15 protein-coding genes are annotated in these 14,837 nt (G+C 70.2%); 2 read left to right on the forward strand and 13 right to left on the reverse strand.

What is annotated here, in order from left to right:
- Positions 1-28: 28 nt before the first annotated feature.
- Positions 29-1,105, reverse strand: a complete 1,077-nt coding sequence (locus O1G22_RS12410; RefSeq protein ID WP_270081426.1) for a thiamine ABC transporter substrate-binding protein — start codon at positions 1,103-1,105, stop codon at positions 29-31.
- A 203-nt stretch (positions 1,106-1,308) separates the two neighbouring features.
- The gene (rlmN, locus tag O1G22_RS12415) at positions 1,309-2,415 is read right to left on the reverse strand and encodes a dual-specificity RNA methyltransferase RlmN (RefSeq protein WP_270081427.1); all 1,107 of its coding nucleotides are present in this window, start codon (positions 2,413-2,415) and stop codon (positions 1,309-1,311) included.
- A gap of 153 nt (positions 2,416-2,568) precedes the next feature.
- Between rlmN and O1G22_RS12420 the strand changes: the two genes are divergently transcribed.
- Positions 2,569-3,234 (forward strand): YceI family protein, encoded by a 666-nt coding sequence (locus O1G22_RS12420; protein WP_270081428.1) that lies wholly within the window; start codon positions 2,569-2,571, stop codon positions 3,232-3,234.
- A 257-nt stretch (positions 3,235-3,491) separates the two neighbouring features.
- On the opposite strand, the gene O1G22_RS12425 is transcribed toward O1G22_RS12420, so the two are convergent.
- The 5 genes from O1G22_RS12425 to rpsB all read right to left on the reverse strand — a co-directional run bounded on the left by O1G22_RS12425 (position 3,492) and on the right by rpsB (position 8,202).
- Positions 3,492-4,649 (reverse strand): phosphatidate cytidylyltransferase, encoded by a 1,158-nt coding sequence (locus tag O1G22_RS12425; protein ID WP_270081429.1) that lies wholly within the window; start codon positions 4,647-4,649, stop codon positions 3,492-3,494.
- On the reverse strand, positions 4,649-5,206 hold the full coding sequence (gene frr / locus O1G22_RS12430) for a ribosome recycling factor (RefSeq protein WP_225099261.1): 558 nt from the start codon (positions 5,204-5,206) through the stop codon (positions 4,649-4,651). Before frr ends, O1G22_RS12425 begins: the two co-directional genes overlap by 1 nt.
- A gap of 145 nt (positions 5,207-5,351) precedes the next feature.
- Complete coding sequence (gene pyrH / locus O1G22_RS12435; RefSeq protein ID WP_225099262.1) at positions 5,352-6,110, reverse strand: UMP kinase; 759 nt, start codon at positions 6,108-6,110, stop codon at positions 5,352-5,354.
- 228 nt (positions 6,111-6,338) lie between these two features.
- Entirely contained in the window at positions 6,339-7,175 is an 837-nt protein-coding gene (gene tsf / locus O1G22_RS12440) for a translation elongation factor Ts (protein WP_270081430.1), read from the reverse strand.
- A gap of 151 nt (positions 7,176-7,326) precedes the next feature.
- Entirely contained in the window at positions 7,327-8,202 is an 876-nt protein-coding gene (gene rpsB / locus O1G22_RS12445) for a 30S ribosomal protein S2 (protein ID WP_225099264.1), read from the reverse strand.
- A gap of 273 nt (positions 8,203-8,475) precedes the next feature.
- Here rpsB and O1G22_RS12450 point away from each other — a divergent pair, with 273 nt between their 5' ends.
- Complete coding sequence (locus tag O1G22_RS12450) at positions 8,476-9,057, forward strand: M23 family metallopeptidase (RefSeq protein ID WP_270081431.1); 582 nt, start codon at positions 8,476-8,478, stop codon at positions 9,055-9,057.
- Positions 9,058-9,386: 329 nt separating this feature from the next.
- Here O1G22_RS12450 and O1G22_RS12455 read toward each other — a convergent pair whose 3' ends face one another.
- From O1G22_RS12455 to O1G22_RS12480, 6 genes are all read right to left on the reverse strand, one after another.
- The gene (locus O1G22_RS12455; protein WP_225099442.1) at positions 9,387-9,944 is read right to left on the reverse strand and encodes a TetR/AcrR family transcriptional regulator; all 558 of its coding nucleotides are present in this window, start codon (positions 9,942-9,944) and stop codon (positions 9,387-9,389) included.
- Between the two features lie 93 nt (positions 9,945-10,037).
- Entirely contained in the window at positions 10,038-10,880 is an 843-nt protein-coding gene (gene whiG / locus O1G22_RS12460) for an RNA polymerase sigma factor WhiG (protein ID WP_225099267.1), read from the reverse strand.
- Positions 10,881-11,208: 328 nt separating this feature from the next.
- Positions 11,209-12,369 (reverse strand): DNA-processing protein DprA, encoded by a 1,161-nt coding sequence (gene dprA / locus O1G22_RS12465; RefSeq protein ID WP_270081432.1) that lies wholly within the window; start codon positions 12,367-12,369, stop codon positions 11,209-11,211.
- On the reverse strand, positions 12,366-13,991 hold the full coding sequence (locus O1G22_RS12470) for a YifB family Mg chelatase-like AAA ATPase (protein ID WP_270081433.1): 1,626 nt from the start codon (positions 13,989-13,991) through the stop codon (positions 12,366-12,368). The genes dprA and O1G22_RS12470 overlap by 4 nt, the downstream gene beginning before the upstream one ends.
- Positions 13,992-14,384 (reverse strand): YraN family protein, encoded by a 393-nt coding sequence (locus tag O1G22_RS12475; protein ID WP_225099270.1) that lies wholly within the window; start codon positions 14,382-14,384, stop codon positions 13,992-13,994.
- A 97-nt stretch (positions 14,385-14,481) separates the two neighbouring features.
- Positions 14,482-14,790, reverse strand: coding sequence for a DUF2469 domain-containing protein (locus O1G22_RS12480; protein WP_003965949.1), 309 nt, complete (start codon positions 14,788-14,790; stop codon positions 14,482-14,484).
- Between the last annotated feature and the right edge of the window lie 47 nt (positions 14,791-14,837).

Genomic DNA, 14,837 nt, shown 5'->3' on the forward strand with positions numbered 1-14,837 from the left:
TTCCCCCGTATCTTCCGCCGGGGTTCGGCTACTTCAGTACGAGTGACGTCCACGACTTGACCCACTGGTCGCGGTTGGCGGCGATCGTGCCGGGGGCCATGGTCTCGGGGTGCTGGGCGGCCGGGCCGTACTCGGTGAACTCGGCGGGCACCTTCGCCCCCTTCAGGACCGGGTAGACGTACATGTTCAGCGGCATGTCCTCCTGGAACTCCTTGGAGACCAGGAAGTCGATGAACGCCTTGGCGCCCTTGGGGTTCTTGGCGTTGCTCAGCAGCCCGGCGAACTCGATCTGCCGGAAGCAGGTGCCGTTCGCCGCGCCGGTCGGGGCGGTGCTCGGCCGCTTCGTGGCGTAGATGACCTCGGCGGGCGGCGAGGAGGCGTACGACACGACGAGCGGCCGGTCACCGCCTGCCTTCTTGCCCTCGGAAGAGCCGGAGAACTCCTGGTAGTAGGCCTGCTCCCAGCCGTCGACGACCTTGACGCCGTTGGCCTTGAGCTTCTTCCAGTAGTCCTGCCAGCCGTTGTTCCCGAACTGCGCGGCGCTGCCCAGCAGGAAGCCGAGGCCCGGCGAGGAGGTGGCCGCGTTCTCGGTGACGAGGAGGTTCTTGTACTCGGGCTTGGCCAGGTCGGCGAAGGTCTGGGGCGGGGTCAGCTTGTGCTTGCTGAAGTACGCCTTGTCGTAGTTGACGCAGATGTCGCCGTAGTCGATCGGCGTGACCCGGTGCTTGGCCTGGTCGAGCTGGTAGGCGGCGCCCACCTGGTCGAGGCCCTTGGCGGTGTACGGCTGGAAGAGGCCGTTGTCGAGGGCGCGGGAGAGCAGGGTGTTGTCGACGCCGAAGAAGACGTCGCCCTGCGGGTTGTCCTTGGTGAGGATGGCCTTGTTGACGGCCTGCCCGGCGTCGCCGTCCTTGAGGACCTTGACCTTGTACCCGGAACTCTTCTCGAAGTCGGCGAGCACGTTCTTGGAGACGGCCCACGAGTCGTGGCTGACGAGGGTGACGGTCTTGGAATCGGCGGACGACGAGGTGCCGTTGCCGGAACCGCACGCGGACAGACTGATCAGGCCGAGGCCGACCGCGACGGCCACGAGGGTCTTGTTGTGCACTGGATGTCCTCCTGGGGGTTGGCCAGGAAGAACGCGGCCCCGCCCAGAGATCTGGGCAGGGCGCAACAGCTTGAGTGATGACCGAACTTCCTACCCAGAATGACCTGGGCGAGGTTCAGAGGGTCTGCGGCCCTGTCCGCCGCACTCTCAGCGCTGTGGCGCTCCCCTGTCGGAATATGAAGATATGAGTGACGGTGGCCAGATTACCGCTCGGTGGCCGCGAGCTGACCACAGGCTCCGTCGATCTCCTGCCCACGGGTGTCCCGGACGGTGACGGGCACCCCGTGCGCGGCGATGGCCTCGACGAACGCCTTCTCGTCCTCGGGCCGCGAGGCGGTCCACTTGCTGCCCGGGGTCGGGTTCAGCGGAATGAGATTGACGTGCACGGGCTTGCCCCTGAGCAGCCGGCCGAGCCGGTCCCCCCGCCACGCCTGGTCGTTGATGTCGCGGATGAGCGCGTACTCGATGGACAGCCTGCGCCCGCTCTTCTCGACGTACTCGAACCCGGCGTCCAGCACCTCGCGCACCTTCCACCGCGTGTTCACGGGGACGAGGGTGTCGCGCAGTTCGTCGTCGGGGGCGTGCAGGGAGATCGCGAGCCGGCACTTGAAGCCCTCGTCGGCGAACCGGTGGATGGCCGGCACGAGCCCGACGGTCGAGACGGTGATCCCACGCTGGGAGAGCCCGAGCCCGTCGGGGGCGGGATCGGTGAGCGCCCGGATCGCACCCACGACCCGGTTGTAGTTGGCGAGCGGCTCACCCATCCCCATGAAGACGATGTTGGAGAGCCGAGCAGGCCCGCCGGGCACCTCGCCGTCCCGCAGCGCCCGCATCCCGTCCACGATCTGGTGGACGATCTCGGCCGTGGACAGATTCCGGTCGAGCCCGGCCTGCCCGGTGGCACAGAAGGGGCAGTTCATCCCACATCCGGCCTGCGAGCTGATGCACATGGTGACCCGGTCCGGATACCGCATCAGCACGGACTCGACCAGCGTGCCGTCGAACAGCCGCCACAGCGTCTTGCGGGTGGTGCCCTGGTCGGTCGACAGATGCCGGACGACCGTCATCAGCTCCGGGAACAGCGCTTCGCGCAGCTTCTCCCGCGAGCCGGCCGGGATGTCCGTCCACTGGTCCGGGTCGTGCGCGTACCGCGCGAAGTAGTGCTGCGAGAGCTGCTTGGCACGGAACGGCTTCTCACCGATCCCGGCCACCGCTTCCTTGCGCTCGGCGGGCGTGAGGTCGGCGAGATGCCGCGGCGGCTTCTTGGCTCCGCGCGGGGCGACGAAAGTGAGTTCTCCGGGCTTAGGCATGGCTGTACCAGTGTCGCAGATCGAACAGGGTGGCCCGCTGCGCTCGCTCCCCGGGGGGTGTGCGGGGTGGCGGCCTGTGAAGTTCTGTCGGGAAACGGTCGGGTTTCCTGGTCGGCCCTTGTCCCGCCTTTTGCCATGTCGTAACAACAGGCCATGAAGTTCTTCGGCCGCAACTCCCCCCACCGGCACGCGCAGTCCCCCGGCGCGCCCGTGGCGACCACCGCTGCGGTGGCCGGTGCCACCGCCACCGCCGTACTGCCCGATCCCGAGCTGGCGCACCTGACCGGCGAGTGGCTGATCGATCCCGCGCACAGCAGGATCGGGTTCTCGGTGCGGCACGCGATGGTGACGACGGTGCGCGGTGCCTTTCCGCAGTACGAGAGCCGCCTGTACTTCGACGGCCGTGACCCGTCCCGGTCCCGGGCCGACATCGTGGTGTACACCGCCAGCGTCGACACGGGGGTCGAGCAGCGGGACGCGCACCTCGTCGGCCGCCCGTTCCTGGACTCCGCGACCTATCCGCGGATGACGTTCACGAGCACCGCCGTGCGGCTCGTGGGCAAGGACGTCTACCGGATGACCGGCGACCTCACGATCAAGGACACCACCCGCCCGGTCGACCTGGACCTCACGTACATCGGCCACGTCACCGACGCGTTCGGTGACGAGCGGGTCGGCTTCGACGGCACCACCACGATCAACCGCTCCGACTGGGGTCTGACCTACGACGCCCGGATCGCCCAGGGCGGCGCCATGGTGAGCGAGACGGTCCGCCTCCAGTTCGACCTCGCGGCCATCCGCGTCACACCGGGCGCCTGACCCCCGGACACACCGGTGCCCCGTCCTGCGCCCAGGACGGGGCACCGTCGTATGCCTCGTCGTACGGCCCTCTGCTCACGGCTCACGCAGCGCCGACGACGACCACCAGCAGCAGCCACACCACCGGAGCCGTCGGCAGCAATGAATCCAGCCGGCCCATGCTGTATCGATTCGCCGCTACCGCGGCGCGGCGCCATGGCCTTCCCCCACCGCCAAAAGGACAACACGGCCCCGAAGCCAGCCGTACGATTCACGCCTCACGCGGAGCCGACGAAGACCACCAGCAGCAGCCACACCACCGGAGCGGTGGGCAGCAGCGAGTCCAGCCGGTCCATGATGCCGCCATGACCCGGCAGCAGCGTGCCCATGTCCTTGATGCCCAGGTCGCGCTTGATCATGGACTCGCCGAGGTCGCCCAGGGTGGCGCTGGCCGCGACCGCGAGGCCGAGGAGCAGTCCCTGCCACCAGGTGCCGTCGTCGATCAGGAACTGCATGCACAGCGCGCCCGCGACCATCGCGAAGGCGACCGCGCCCAGCAGGCCCTCGCGGGTCTTGCCGGGACTGATGCGCGGGGCCAGCTTGTGCCTGCCGAAGCGCCAGCCGACCGCGTAGGCGCCGGTGTCGCTGACGACGGTCAGGAGCAGGAAGGTCAGGACGCGCCAGGGGCCGTCCTTCGCCGTCAGCATCATCGCGACGAACGTGGCCAGGAACGGCACGTAGAACGCCGCGAAGACGCCCGCCGTGACGTCCTTGAGGTAGCCCTCCGGTGGCTCCGTCATCCGCCAGACCAGTGCCGCGAGAGCGGTCAGCGCCATGGCGACCCACGCCCCCTCGGCGCCGCGCACATACCCGGCGACCACCATCGCCGCACCGCCCACCGCGAGCGGCACGAGCGGCGCGTTGATGCCCTTGCGCTCCCGCAGCCTGCTCGTCAGCTCCCACAGGCCCACGACCACGGCGGCCGCGATCACGCCGACGAACACGGCCTTGCGGACGAACAGGGACGCGACGATCACCACACCGAGCCCGACCCCGACCCCTATGGCCGCGCTCAGGTCACGGCCCGCGCTCTTCTTCTGCGGCGCTGGCGCCGGCTGGGGGGCGTCGGGCATGGGCTCCGGATTCTGGTTCTCGGCAGGCAGGGACCCGGCCGGTGCGGGCTCGGGCCATGCCTCGCCGGCGGCCTCGTTGCGGAACAAGGGGCCACTCGGCCGAGCGGCCCCCCGGTCGTCGTCCTGGTCTCCGCCATACGCGGATACGTCGGGCACGATGGGCATGGGGCGAGTGTGCTGCGCCTCAGGCGCATCGTACGCGGGACCCGCCGGGGCGGCTCCCTGGGCAGGCCCGCCCTCGGTGGGCCCCCAGTAGCCGGCCTGACCCGCCGATGGCGGCGCCCCCCAGGAAGAGTCGCTCATCAGACTTCGAGCAGCTCCGCTTCCTTGTGCTTCAGCAGCTCGTCCACCTGCGCGACGTACTTCGACGTGAGGTCGTCCAGCTCCTTCTCCGCGCGGCGGCCCTCGTCCTCGCCGACCTCGCCGTCCTTGACGGCCTTGTCGATGGCGTCCTTGGCCTTGCGGCGCACGGAGCGGATGGAGACCCGGGAGTCCTCCGCCTTGTGCTTGGCGACCTTGATGAACTCGCGGCGGCGCTCCTCGGTCAGCTCCGGGAAGACCACACGGATGATGTTGCCGTCGTTGCTGGGGTTGACGCCCAGGTCGGAGTCGCGGATCGCCTGCTCGATGTTGCGCAGCGCGGTCTTGTCGAACGGCGTCACAACCGCCATGCGCGGCTCCGGCACGGAGAACGAGGCCAGCTGGTTGATCGGCGTCAGGGCTCCGTAGTAGTCGGCCACGATCTTGTTGAACATCGCCGGGTGCGCACGGCCGGTGCGGATCGCGGCGAAGTCCTCCTTGGCGACCACGACGGCCTTCTCCATCTTCTCCTCGGCTTCGAGGAGGGTCTCTTCGATCACCACTTGCTCCTGCGTGTCTTGAGTAAGGCCCGGCTGCGGTTCCCGGAGTCGGGCGGCGGCCGGCTGCGTCGCGTCTGCTTCCTGCACGGTTCCGGACCGGCAGGACATTGTCCATCCCCCGGCCGGGAACCGGGTGGTCCTGAGCTCAGTCCCGGCTTCCCTGGTCACCCACCAGCGTGCCGATCTTCTCACCCTTGACCGCCCGCGCGATATTGCCCTCCGCGAGCAGCTCGAAGACGAGGATCGGCAGCTTGTTGTCACGGCACAGCGTGATCGCGGTGGCATCGGCGACCTTCAGGTCGCGGGTGATGACCTCGCCGTAGCCGAGCGAGTCGAACTTGACGGCGTCGGGGTTCTTCTTGGGGTCGGAGTCGTAGACCCCGTCCACGCCGTTCTTGCCCATGAGCAGCGCCTCGGCGTCGATCTCCAGGGCGCGCTGGGCGGCGGTGGTGTCGGTGGAGAAGTACGGCATGCCCATACCGGCGCCGAAGATGACCACGCGGCCCTTCTCCAGGTGGCGCACGGCGCGCAGCGGGATGTACGGCTCGGCGACCTGGCCCATGGTGATGGCGGTCTGCACCCGGCTGTCGATGCCCTCCTTCTCCAGGAAGTCCTGGAGGGCGAGGCAGTTCATCACGGTGCCGAGCATGCCCATGTAGTCGGAGCGGGCCCGGTCCATGCCGCGCTGCTGGAGCTCGGCGCCGCGGAAGAAGTTGCCGCCGCCGATGACGACCGCGATCTCGGCGCCGTCCCGGACGACGGCCGCGATCTCGCGGGCGATCTTGTGCACCACGTCCGGGTCCACGCCCAGGCCGCCGCCGCCGGAGAAGGCCTCTCCGGACAGCTTCAGCAGAAACCGGCCGCGCACTTTGCCGTCGTCGCTCTTCTGGGCCTTGGTGGTCATGGGAGATCCCGCCTCTTTCACGTGTTGCACATACGAAGAAGGCCATTGCCGGTGGGGTCGCTTTTCGCTCCCATGCGCGGCAATGGCCTCCTCGTCAGATCTGCTGCCGTCCGCCTCACGCCGGGGTGTGGCGGTGTACGCGGACGACTGCTTACGACCCTATCGGGATTTCCCCCGGGATTGGTCCCGGGTTCTGCCCACGGGCCGTGCGTCGATCGCGGTACGGACTCAGATGCCGACCTTGATGCGCGCGAAGCGCTTCAGGGTGACACCGGCCTCGTCCAGAACCTTCTGGACCGACTTCTTGTTGTCCAGCGCGTACGGCTGGCCGAGCAGCGTGGCGTCCTTGAAGAAGCCGTTGAGGCGACCCTCGACGATCTTGGCGATCGCGGCCTCGGGCTTGCCCTCGGCGCGGGTGGTCTCCTCGGCGATGCGACGCTCGGACTCGACGACCTCGGCCGGCACCTCCTCCTGGGAGAGGTACTTCGGCGCGAAGGCGGCGATGTGCTGGGCGACGCCCTTGGCGACCTCGGCGTTCGGCTTGTCGAACTCGACCAGGACACCGATCTGCGGGGGCAGGTCGGGCATGGTCTTGTGCATGTAGGCGGTGACGTAGCCGTCGGAGAACTGCGCGAAGCGGTCCAGGACGATCTTCTCACCGAGGGTGGCGTTGGCCTCGTCCACGAACGCCTGGACGGTCTTGCCGGCCTCGATCTCGGAGCCGAGCAGGGCCTCGATGTCGGCCGGGTTCGTCTTGGCGACGTGCTCGGCGATGGTCTGGGCCACGGCCTGGAACTTCTCGCCCTTGGCGACGAAGTCCGTCTCGCACTTCAGCTCGACGAGGACGCCGGTGGAGTTGTCGTCGGCGATGATGGAGACCACGGCGCCGTTCTCGGCGGAGCGGCCCTCGCGCTTGGCGACGCCCTTCTGGCCCTTGATGCGCAGCGCCTCGACGGCCTTCTCGACGTTGCCCTCGGCCTCGTCCAGCGCCTTCTTGCAGTCCATCATGCCGGCGCCGGTGAGCTCACGGAGCTTCTTGACGTCGGCGGCGGTGTAGTTCGCCATGAGTCTGTGAGTCTTTCTCGAAGTCTGGAGAATCTTCAGGTCAGCACGGTTTGCGTTCCCCATGTAGTCGGGGTTGGCATACGTCGTACCGACCTACGGGTGAACAGCGGGGGCGGACTTCATGTCAGCGCCCCCGCCGTCAACGCGTGCGTCAGGCCTGCTCGCCCTCGGCGGCCGGAGCCTCGGCAGCCGGGGCCTCGGCAGCCGGAGCCTCAGCGGCGGCCTCAGCCGGCTTCTCGGCCTCGTCGGCCTTCTTCTCACCCTCAAGCAGGTCGCGCTCCCACTCGGCGAGCGGCTCGCCCGCGGCCTTCTCGCCCTTCTCACCGGCGGCCACGCCGGAACGGGCGATGAGGCCCTCGGCGACGGCGTCGGCGATCACACGGGTGAGCAGGGTGACGGAGCGGATCGCGTCGTCGTTGCCCGGGATCTTGTAGTCGACCTCGTCGGGGTCGCAGTTGGTGTCGAGGATCGCGACGACCGGAATGTTCAGCTTCCGGGCCTCACCAACGGCGATGTGCTCCTTCTTGGTGTCCACGATCCAGACGGCGCTCGGCACCTTCTGCATCTCGCGGATACCACCGAGGGTCTTCTCCAGCTTGGCCTTCTCACGCGAGAGGACCAGGAGCTCCTTCTTGGTCAGACCGGAGGACGCGACGTCCTCGAAGTCGATCTGCTCCAGCTCCTTCAGGCGCTGCAGACGCTTGTAGACGGTCGAGAAGTTGGTGAGCATGCCGCCCAGCCAGCGCTGGTTGACGTAGGGCATGCCGACGCGGGTCGCCTGCTCGGCGATGGCCTCCTGCGCCTGCTTCTTCGTGCCGACGAACATGACCGTGCCGCCGTGGGCGACGGTCTCCTTGACGAACTCGTAGGCGCGGTCGATGTACGACAGCGACTGGAGCAGGTCGATGATGTAGATGCCGTTGCGCTCGGTGAAGATGAAGCGCTTCATCTTCGGGTTCCAGCGACGGGTCTGGTGACCGAAGTGGACGCCGCTCTCCAGCAGCTCCCGCATCGTGACGACGGCCATGGCCGTATCTCCTTGAGTTTCTCGGTTGTGCCGCGAAAGCCGGACGGCTTCCACGCCTGACGCCCGCGATGCGCCGTGCCACAGAGGACCGAGAGGCGCTGACACCGACCGCTTGGCGGCCCGGTGTCGGGGCGTGCGAAGTCGACCCGGTGACCCGGATCGCCAGAAGAAGTGTACGGGACCGCCGGGGCACCGGGTGACGCCGCTGTCCACAACCGGGGAGTAGTCCACAGACTCCGGCCATGATCGGCGGGGATGGGCGACGGTTGTCGCATGCGACGACCTACGCGATATGCCCAGGTCTGGGCCATCTTGCTCCTAGCCGCTCTGGCGGCGGCCCCACTGCCCCCGTGGGCCTGGGCGGCTCCCGCTCCCCCGGCCCCCGCTCCGTCCCCCGTCCGGGTGCCGCAGATCGCCCGCGCGTGGCCGGTGGGTGTACGACCGCCGGTCCTGCGCGGCTGGGAACCCCCGCCGACACCGTACGGCCCGGGCCACCGCGGCGCGGACCTGTCCGCCCCGGCCGGCTCCCCGGTACGGGCGGTGGCCCCGGGCCGGGTGTCCTTCGCGGGGCGGGTGGCGGGACGGGGTGTGGTGTCCGTGGAACTGGCGGGCACGGACCTGCGGACGACGTACGAGCCGGTGAGTCCGTCGGTGCGCAAGGGTGACGAGGTCGGGGCGGGGGATGTGGTGGGAGCGGTGGAGCCGACGGGTTCACACTGCCCGGTCACGTGCGTGCACTGGGGCTTGCTGAGGGGCGAGATCTACCTGGACCCGCTGCTGTTGTTGCCACCGTGGCTGCTGCACAGGGGGCCGTCGAGACTGCTGCCGGTACTGGGGGTGCCGCTGCCGGCGTAGCTGCGGGCAGGAGCGCCGGCGTAGCTGTGGGCGGTGGTGCATGCCCGGCTGCGGGCAGTCGTGCCGCTGGGGTGGCGCGGGTGGGCGGTGGTGCATGCCCGGCTGTGGGCGGTGGTGCTTGTACAGCTGCCAGCGGTGGTGCATGCCCGGCTACGGGTGGTCGTGCCGCTGGGGGCGGCACGGGTGGGTGCTGGGGTACTCCCCTGCTCGTAGAGCTTGGGGGAGGCACCCGGCAAGCACCGGCAATCGCCGGCGAGCGACCCGACACCCGCCCAGCCGCAGCACAGGGCGTCTTGCAAGCACCGGTACCCAGCCCGGCGCAGCCGGGCTCAGCCTCGCACGCCCCGCAGCACCATCGCCACGGCCGCGTCGGTGATGGCCGCGGGATCCTCCGCCGCGCCCAGCTCGATCCTCCGCACCGCCGCGTCCACGACCCCCTGCAGCAGCATCGCCGCCAGCCGGGGCTGCTCGTGCCCCAGCTCCGCGAGCGCCTCGCCGATCATCGCGACGAGTCCGCCGTGCGCCGCCCGGATCTTCTCCCGCGCCCCGGCGTCCAGCTCACTGGCCGAGATGGCCACGACCGCCCGGTGCCGCCGGTCCCCGACCAGCGCCAGTTGCCGGCGTACATACGCCTCGACCTTGCCCTCGGCCGAATCGGCGAGCTCCATGGCCGCGGCCACCTCCGCCGCCCACAGCGGGAAGTCGACCTCGCACAGCTCCTCGACCACGGCGGCCCGGGACCGGAAGTACTCGTACACGGACGACCGCGCGAGCCCCGTGCGCTCGGCGAGAGCCGGGAAGGTCAGCGCCTCCGTCCCGCCCTCGGACAGCAGGGACCGAGCCGCGTCCAGCAGGGCGGCTCGCTGCATCGACCGGTGCTCGGCCACGGAGGCCGCTCGAATCCTTGGCACGTCGACCACTGTACGGACGCCCCGCGCCGAACGGGAGAGCCACTCGCCCGCGCGAGGTCACCGGCGGCCTCACTGCCCGAAGCTCGCCAGCTTGGCCCGCAGCTGGAGCACGGACTTGGTGTGGATCTGACTGACCCGGCTCTCGGTGACCCCGAGCACATTGCCGATCTCGGCGAGCGTGAGCCCCTCGTAGTAGTACAGCGTGACCACGGTCTTCTCCCGCTCGGGCAGCGTGTTGATGGCCCGGGCGAGGAATCGCCGCAGCTCCCGGTCCTCGGCCACCTCCACCGGATTGTCCGCGGCGGTGTCCTCCAGCGTGTCCATGAGGCTGAGCCGGTCCCCGCCTTCGCCGCCGACGTGCAGCAGCTCCTCCAGGGCGACGACGTTGGCCAGCGACAACTGGCTGAACACGGCGTGGAGTTCGTCGACCTCCATGCCGAGCTCGGCGGCGACCTCGCACTCATTCGGGGTGCGCCGCAGCCGCGCCTCCAGCGTGGCGTAGGCCCGCTCCACGTTCCGCGCCTTCTGCCGCACCGACCGCGGAATCCAGTCCAGCGCCCGCAGCTCGTCGATCATCGCGCCCCGGATCCGGGTGATCGCGTACGTCTCGAACTTGATCTCCCGGTCGATGTCGAACTTCTCGATCGCGTCGATCAGCCCGAAGACCCCGGAGGAGACGAAGTCGGCCTGCTCCACGTTGGGCGGCAGCCCGACGCTCACCCGGCCCGCGACGTATTTCACGAGCGGCGAATAGTGCAGGATCAGCTGCTCCCGCAGCCGGTCGTCCCCCGTCGCCTTGTACGACCGCCACAGCTCGTCGAGCGTCGAGGGAGCGGGCGGCCGCACGCTGCCACCGTCGCGGGCGGCTGGGGGGATCGCCGCCCGGTCGGACCCGGAGGTGTGCTGGGGCATTCGTCGCCTTGTGCCGTTCTGCCGTGGAGAGCTGTGAAGTGCCGTGAAGGGAGGGAGGGGAACTGGGGTGGATGGGTGGGCGAATGGGCTGCATGGGTGAGCTGTCGGTCTGATGTCGAGTTGACGCGATCTGTGTCGGCCGCTTCGTGAGCGTAGCGTGACTGAGGTGTCGCGGTGTGCGAACAGCGAGGCTCCACCCGTGCGCGGGGTCCTCCGGCCGGTCGTGCGGACGCGGTGCGCGACTCGCTCCGCGTGACCGGCCGGGGGCGCCAACTCCGGGAAATGCCAAGGGTGTCGGGGATTCCCCCGGACGGCCGAACACCCTGGGTCAGCAGGGGGCGCGACCGGTGCGGACGGACATCACCGCCTGGCGTGTCAACTTCCAGCCGTCGCCATGTCGTTCGACGTAACCAAGTGCTCGGAGTTCGTACAGTCTCGCGATCGCCTCGTCCCTGGTGGTCCGCGCGCCGAGCGCGATGTCGGCGGCGGTGGCCGCGCGATCGCCGGGCAGGGCGGCGAGCACGGCCCGGGCGGCGGGCTCCAGCAGGTCGCGCGGGAGCACGGGCCCGCGCCGTACCGGTGCCAGCTCTCCCATGTCACCGACGAGTTCGATGATCTCCGCGGTGTCGGTGACCAGGGTGGCCTCGCCGCGCAGCAGTTCATGCACGCCGGCGGAGAGGGCGCTGGTGACGGGGCCGGGCACGCCCATGGTGAACCGGCCGAGGCGTTGTGCGGCGCGGGCGGTGGACAGGGAGCCGCTGCGGTGGGCGGCCTCCACGACGACGGTGCCTCGGGTGAGCGCGGCGATGACGCGGTTGCGCAGGATGAACCGGCTCGGCGTCGGATGGTCCCCGGGCGGCAGCTCTCCGACGACCAGTCCCTGGTCCGCGATCCGGTCGATCAGGGCAGCGTGGCCGCGGGGGTAGGGCCGGTCGACGCCGCAGGCCAGGACGGCGACGGTGGCTCCGCGGGCCGCGAGGGCACCCCGGTGCGCGGCGCCGTCGATGCCGTACGCGCCACCCGACACCACCACCCACCCCCGCTCGGCGAGCCCGCCGGCGAGGGTGGCGGCCACATGGGTCCCGTACTCGGTACAGGCCCGCGCTCCCACGACGGCGACGGATCGCAGCGCCCACATCCGCAGGCCGGCCCGCCCCCGCACCCACAGTCCGAGCGGCCGGGCGTCCCCGAGGTCATCGAGCTGGCGGGGCCACTCGACGTCCTGGGGGCCGACAAACCGTGCTCCCGCTCTCCGGGCCACGTCGAGATCCCGCTCCGGCTCGGCCCGCCGCGCCCGCGCGACCAACCCGGCCCACCGCACCTCACTCACCCCCGGCAGCGCCTCCCCGCCGTTCCGCAACCGCCGCACCACCTCCCCCACCCCGAACTCCCGCACCCACCTCCCTCCGACCTCGTCCCCGGGCTCGATGACCCGGGTGAGAAAGACGCGTCCGAGCAGGTCGGGGTCGGGCCCGTCCGCCGCGGTCATGTGAGCGCCCCGATGGCCATCGGTACTCCGCGGGGGACTCCGGTGCGCAGGTGCAGGGCCAGGGCGACGTCGGTCGCGTCCGGCCGGTCGTGCCCGACGAGGTCGGCGACGGTCCAGGCCACGCGCAGGACCCGGTCGATCCCGCGGGCGGTGAGCACGCCCCGCTCAAGGCTGTGCTCGGCCTCGTCCATCGCGCCGGGCGCGGCGTGATAGCGGCTGCGGAGCTCCCGGCCGGGCACTTCGCTGTTGGTGTGCCAGGGGGTCCCGGCGAGCCGGGCCGCCGCCCGCTCGCGGGCTCGCCGTACCCGGTCGGCGACGGTCGCCGTGGACTCGCCCCGGGCCCCGGGTTCGGTGAGCTGGGTCCGGGTCACCGGATCGACCTCGACACGCAGGTCCACCCGGTCCAGCAGCGGGCCGGAGAGCCGTGACTGGTAGCGGCGGATCACCGACGGCGGGCACTCGCACAGCGAGTCGCGTTGCGCGAAGCGTCCGCAGGGACAGGGGTTGGCCGCCAGCACCATCAGGAAGCGTGCCGGGAACCGGACGACGCCGGCGCTGCGCGCGATCACGACATGCCCTGACTCCAGGGGCTGACGCAGGGCGTCGAGGACCTGGCTGTGGAACTCGGGCGCCTCGTCCAGAAAGAGCACGCCCCGATGAGCGAGGGAGACCGCGCCGGGACGCGCGGTGCCGTGACCGCCGCCGACGAGCGACTGCATGGTGGCCGAGTGGTGCGGGGCGCAGTAGGGGGCGACGTCGATGAGCGGCTTGCCCGGTGGCAGCAGCCCGGCCACCGAGTGCACGGCCGTGACCTCCAGCGATTCCTCCCGGGTGAGCCGGGGCAGGACCGCGGGCAGCCGTTCGGCCAGCATGGTCTTGCCCGCGCCGGGCGGCCCTTCGAGGAAGAGGTGGTGCCCGCCGGCGGCGGCCACCTCCACGGCCGTACGGGCCGAGGTCTGGCCGACGACGTCCGCCAGGTCGTGATCGTGGTCGTGCTGCGCCCCGCCGACGCTGTGCATGCCGGTGGCCGCGCCCGTGCCGGGCATGCGCAGACCGGCCAGCAGCGGATCGGGGCGTCCCTGCTGGTCCGGTTCCTCCTCGGGGACGGGCTCCTCGGTGAGAACGGCGACGAGCTGCCGCAGGCTGCGGACGCCGAGCACGGACACGCCGGGGACCAGCGAGGCCTCGGCGGCGGCGCACTCGGGCACCACCACTTGCTCATAGCCGGCGTCGGCCGCCGCCAGCACCGCGGGCAGAATGCCCCGCACGGGCCGCACCCGGCCGTCCAGGCCCAGCTCTCCGATCATGACGATGTCGGCGAGGACGCGGGGATCGATGCGTTCGGCGGCACCGAGCACCGCACAGGCGACCGCCAGGTCGAAACCGGAGCCGGCTTTGGGCACCGACGCCGGGCTGAGGCCGACGGTGAGCTTCTTCTGCGGCCACTCGCCGCCCGAGTTCACCACTGCCGCCCGGACGCGGTCACGGCTCTCCGTCAGGCTCTTGTCCGGCAGGCCCACCAGGGTGAAGGCCGCTACGCCGGGTTCGAGGTCGGCCTGGACCTCGACGACCACTCCCTCGACGCCGACCAGGGCGACCGAGCAGGTACGGGCGAATCCCATTCAGGCCACCCCTCGCGCGTGCTCCACGGACGGGGCGCCGCGGTGGGGCAGCAGGACGCCGATCAGGTCGATGCGGACGCCGCCCGGTGGGGCTCCGCCGTGGGCCTGGATCCAGTGTTCGGCCAGCTCGCGCAGGCGGGCCGCCTTCTCCGGGCCCACCGCGGCCATCGGGTGTTCGTAGTCGCCGCCGCGGCGGGTCTTCACCTCGCAGACGACGAGGGCGTCCCCGTCGCGCGCCACGATGTCGATCTCGCCGGAGCGCCCGCAGCGCCAGTTCCGCTCCAGGATGGTCATTCCGGCCTCGGCGAGCCGCCGGGCGGCCAGGTCCTCGCCGTACTTGCCGAGTGCTTCTCGTGCGTTCATGTCGGCACCACCTCCGGCGCCAACGGTCACGCATCCGGCCGAGAGATGTTGATCTTGGTGAGCTACTCGGCGGTTGTGGAAAACTTCGTCACCCGATCGGGGACGTCTCCCGCGACCCCGCAGGTCATCAGCCGCCCGGGAGCTCCAGGTCGCTCTTGTTCAGCTCCTCGATGTTCACGTCCTTGAACGTCAACACGCGAACTTGCTTGACGAAGCGCGCCGGGCGGTACATGTCCCAGACCCAGGCATCGGCCATGGACACCTCGAAGAACACCTCACCCTGGACCGAGTGCACCTGCATCTCGTAGTCGTTGGTGAGGTAGAAGCGCCGCTCGGTCTCGATCACGTATTTGAACAGACCGACGACATCTCGGTACTCCCGGTAGAGCTTCAGCTCCATCTCGGTCTCGTACTTTTCGAGGTCCTCGGCGCTCATGGCATGTTCCCCTTCAGCCGTGCGATCCCACCATTGTGCGCCAGTCC

The sequence above is a fragment of the Streptomyces camelliae genome (assembly GCF_027625935.1).
GTDB classification, from domain to species: domain Bacteria; phylum Actinomycetota; class Actinomycetes; order Streptomycetales; family Streptomycetaceae; genus Streptomyces; species Streptomyces camelliae.

Excerpts from the sequence above, each read along its gene's own strand:
- rlmN (WP_270081427.1), bottom strand. The coding sequence starts at position 2,415 with ATGCCTAAGCCCGGAGAACTCACTTTCGTCGCCCCGCGCGGAGCCAAG.
- O1G22_RS12420 (WP_270081428.1), top strand. The coding sequence starts at position 2,569 with ATGAAGTTCTTCGGCCGCAACTCCCCCCACCGGCACGCGCAGTCCCCC.
- O1G22_RS12425 (WP_270081429.1), bottom strand. The coding sequence starts at position 4,649 with ATGAGCGACTCTTCCTGGGGGGCGCCGCCATCGGCGGGTCAGGCCGGC.
- pyrH (WP_225099262.1), bottom strand. The coding sequence starts at position 6,110 with ATGACCACCAAGGCCCAGAAGAGCGACGACGGCAAAGTGCGCGGCCGG.
- tsf (WP_270081430.1), bottom strand. The coding sequence starts at position 7,175 with ATGGCGAACTACACCGCCGCCGACGTCAAGAAGCTCCGTGAGCTCACC.
- rpsB (WP_225099264.1), bottom strand. The coding sequence starts at position 8,202 with ATGGCCGTCGTCACGATGCGGGAGCTGCTGGAGAGCGGCGTCCACTTC.
- O1G22_RS12450 (WP_270081431.1), top strand. The coding sequence starts at position 8,476 with ATGCGACGACCTACGCGATATGCCCAGGTCTGGGCCATCTTGCTCCTA.
- whiG (WP_225099267.1), bottom strand. The coding sequence starts at position 10,880 with ATGCCCCAGCACACCTCCGGGTCCGACCGGGCGGCGATCCCCCCAGCC.
- dprA (WP_270081432.1), bottom strand. The coding sequence starts at position 12,369 with ATGACCGCGGCGGACGGGCCCGACCCCGACCTGCTCGGACGCGTCTTT.
- O1G22_RS12470 (WP_270081433.1), bottom strand. The coding sequence starts at position 13,991 with ATGGGATTCGCCCGTACCTGCTCGGTCGCCCTGGTCGGCGTCGAGGGA.
- O1G22_RS12480 (WP_003965949.1), bottom strand. The coding sequence starts at position 14,790 with ATGAGCGCCGAGGACCTCGAAAAGTACGAGACCGAGATGGAGCTGAAG.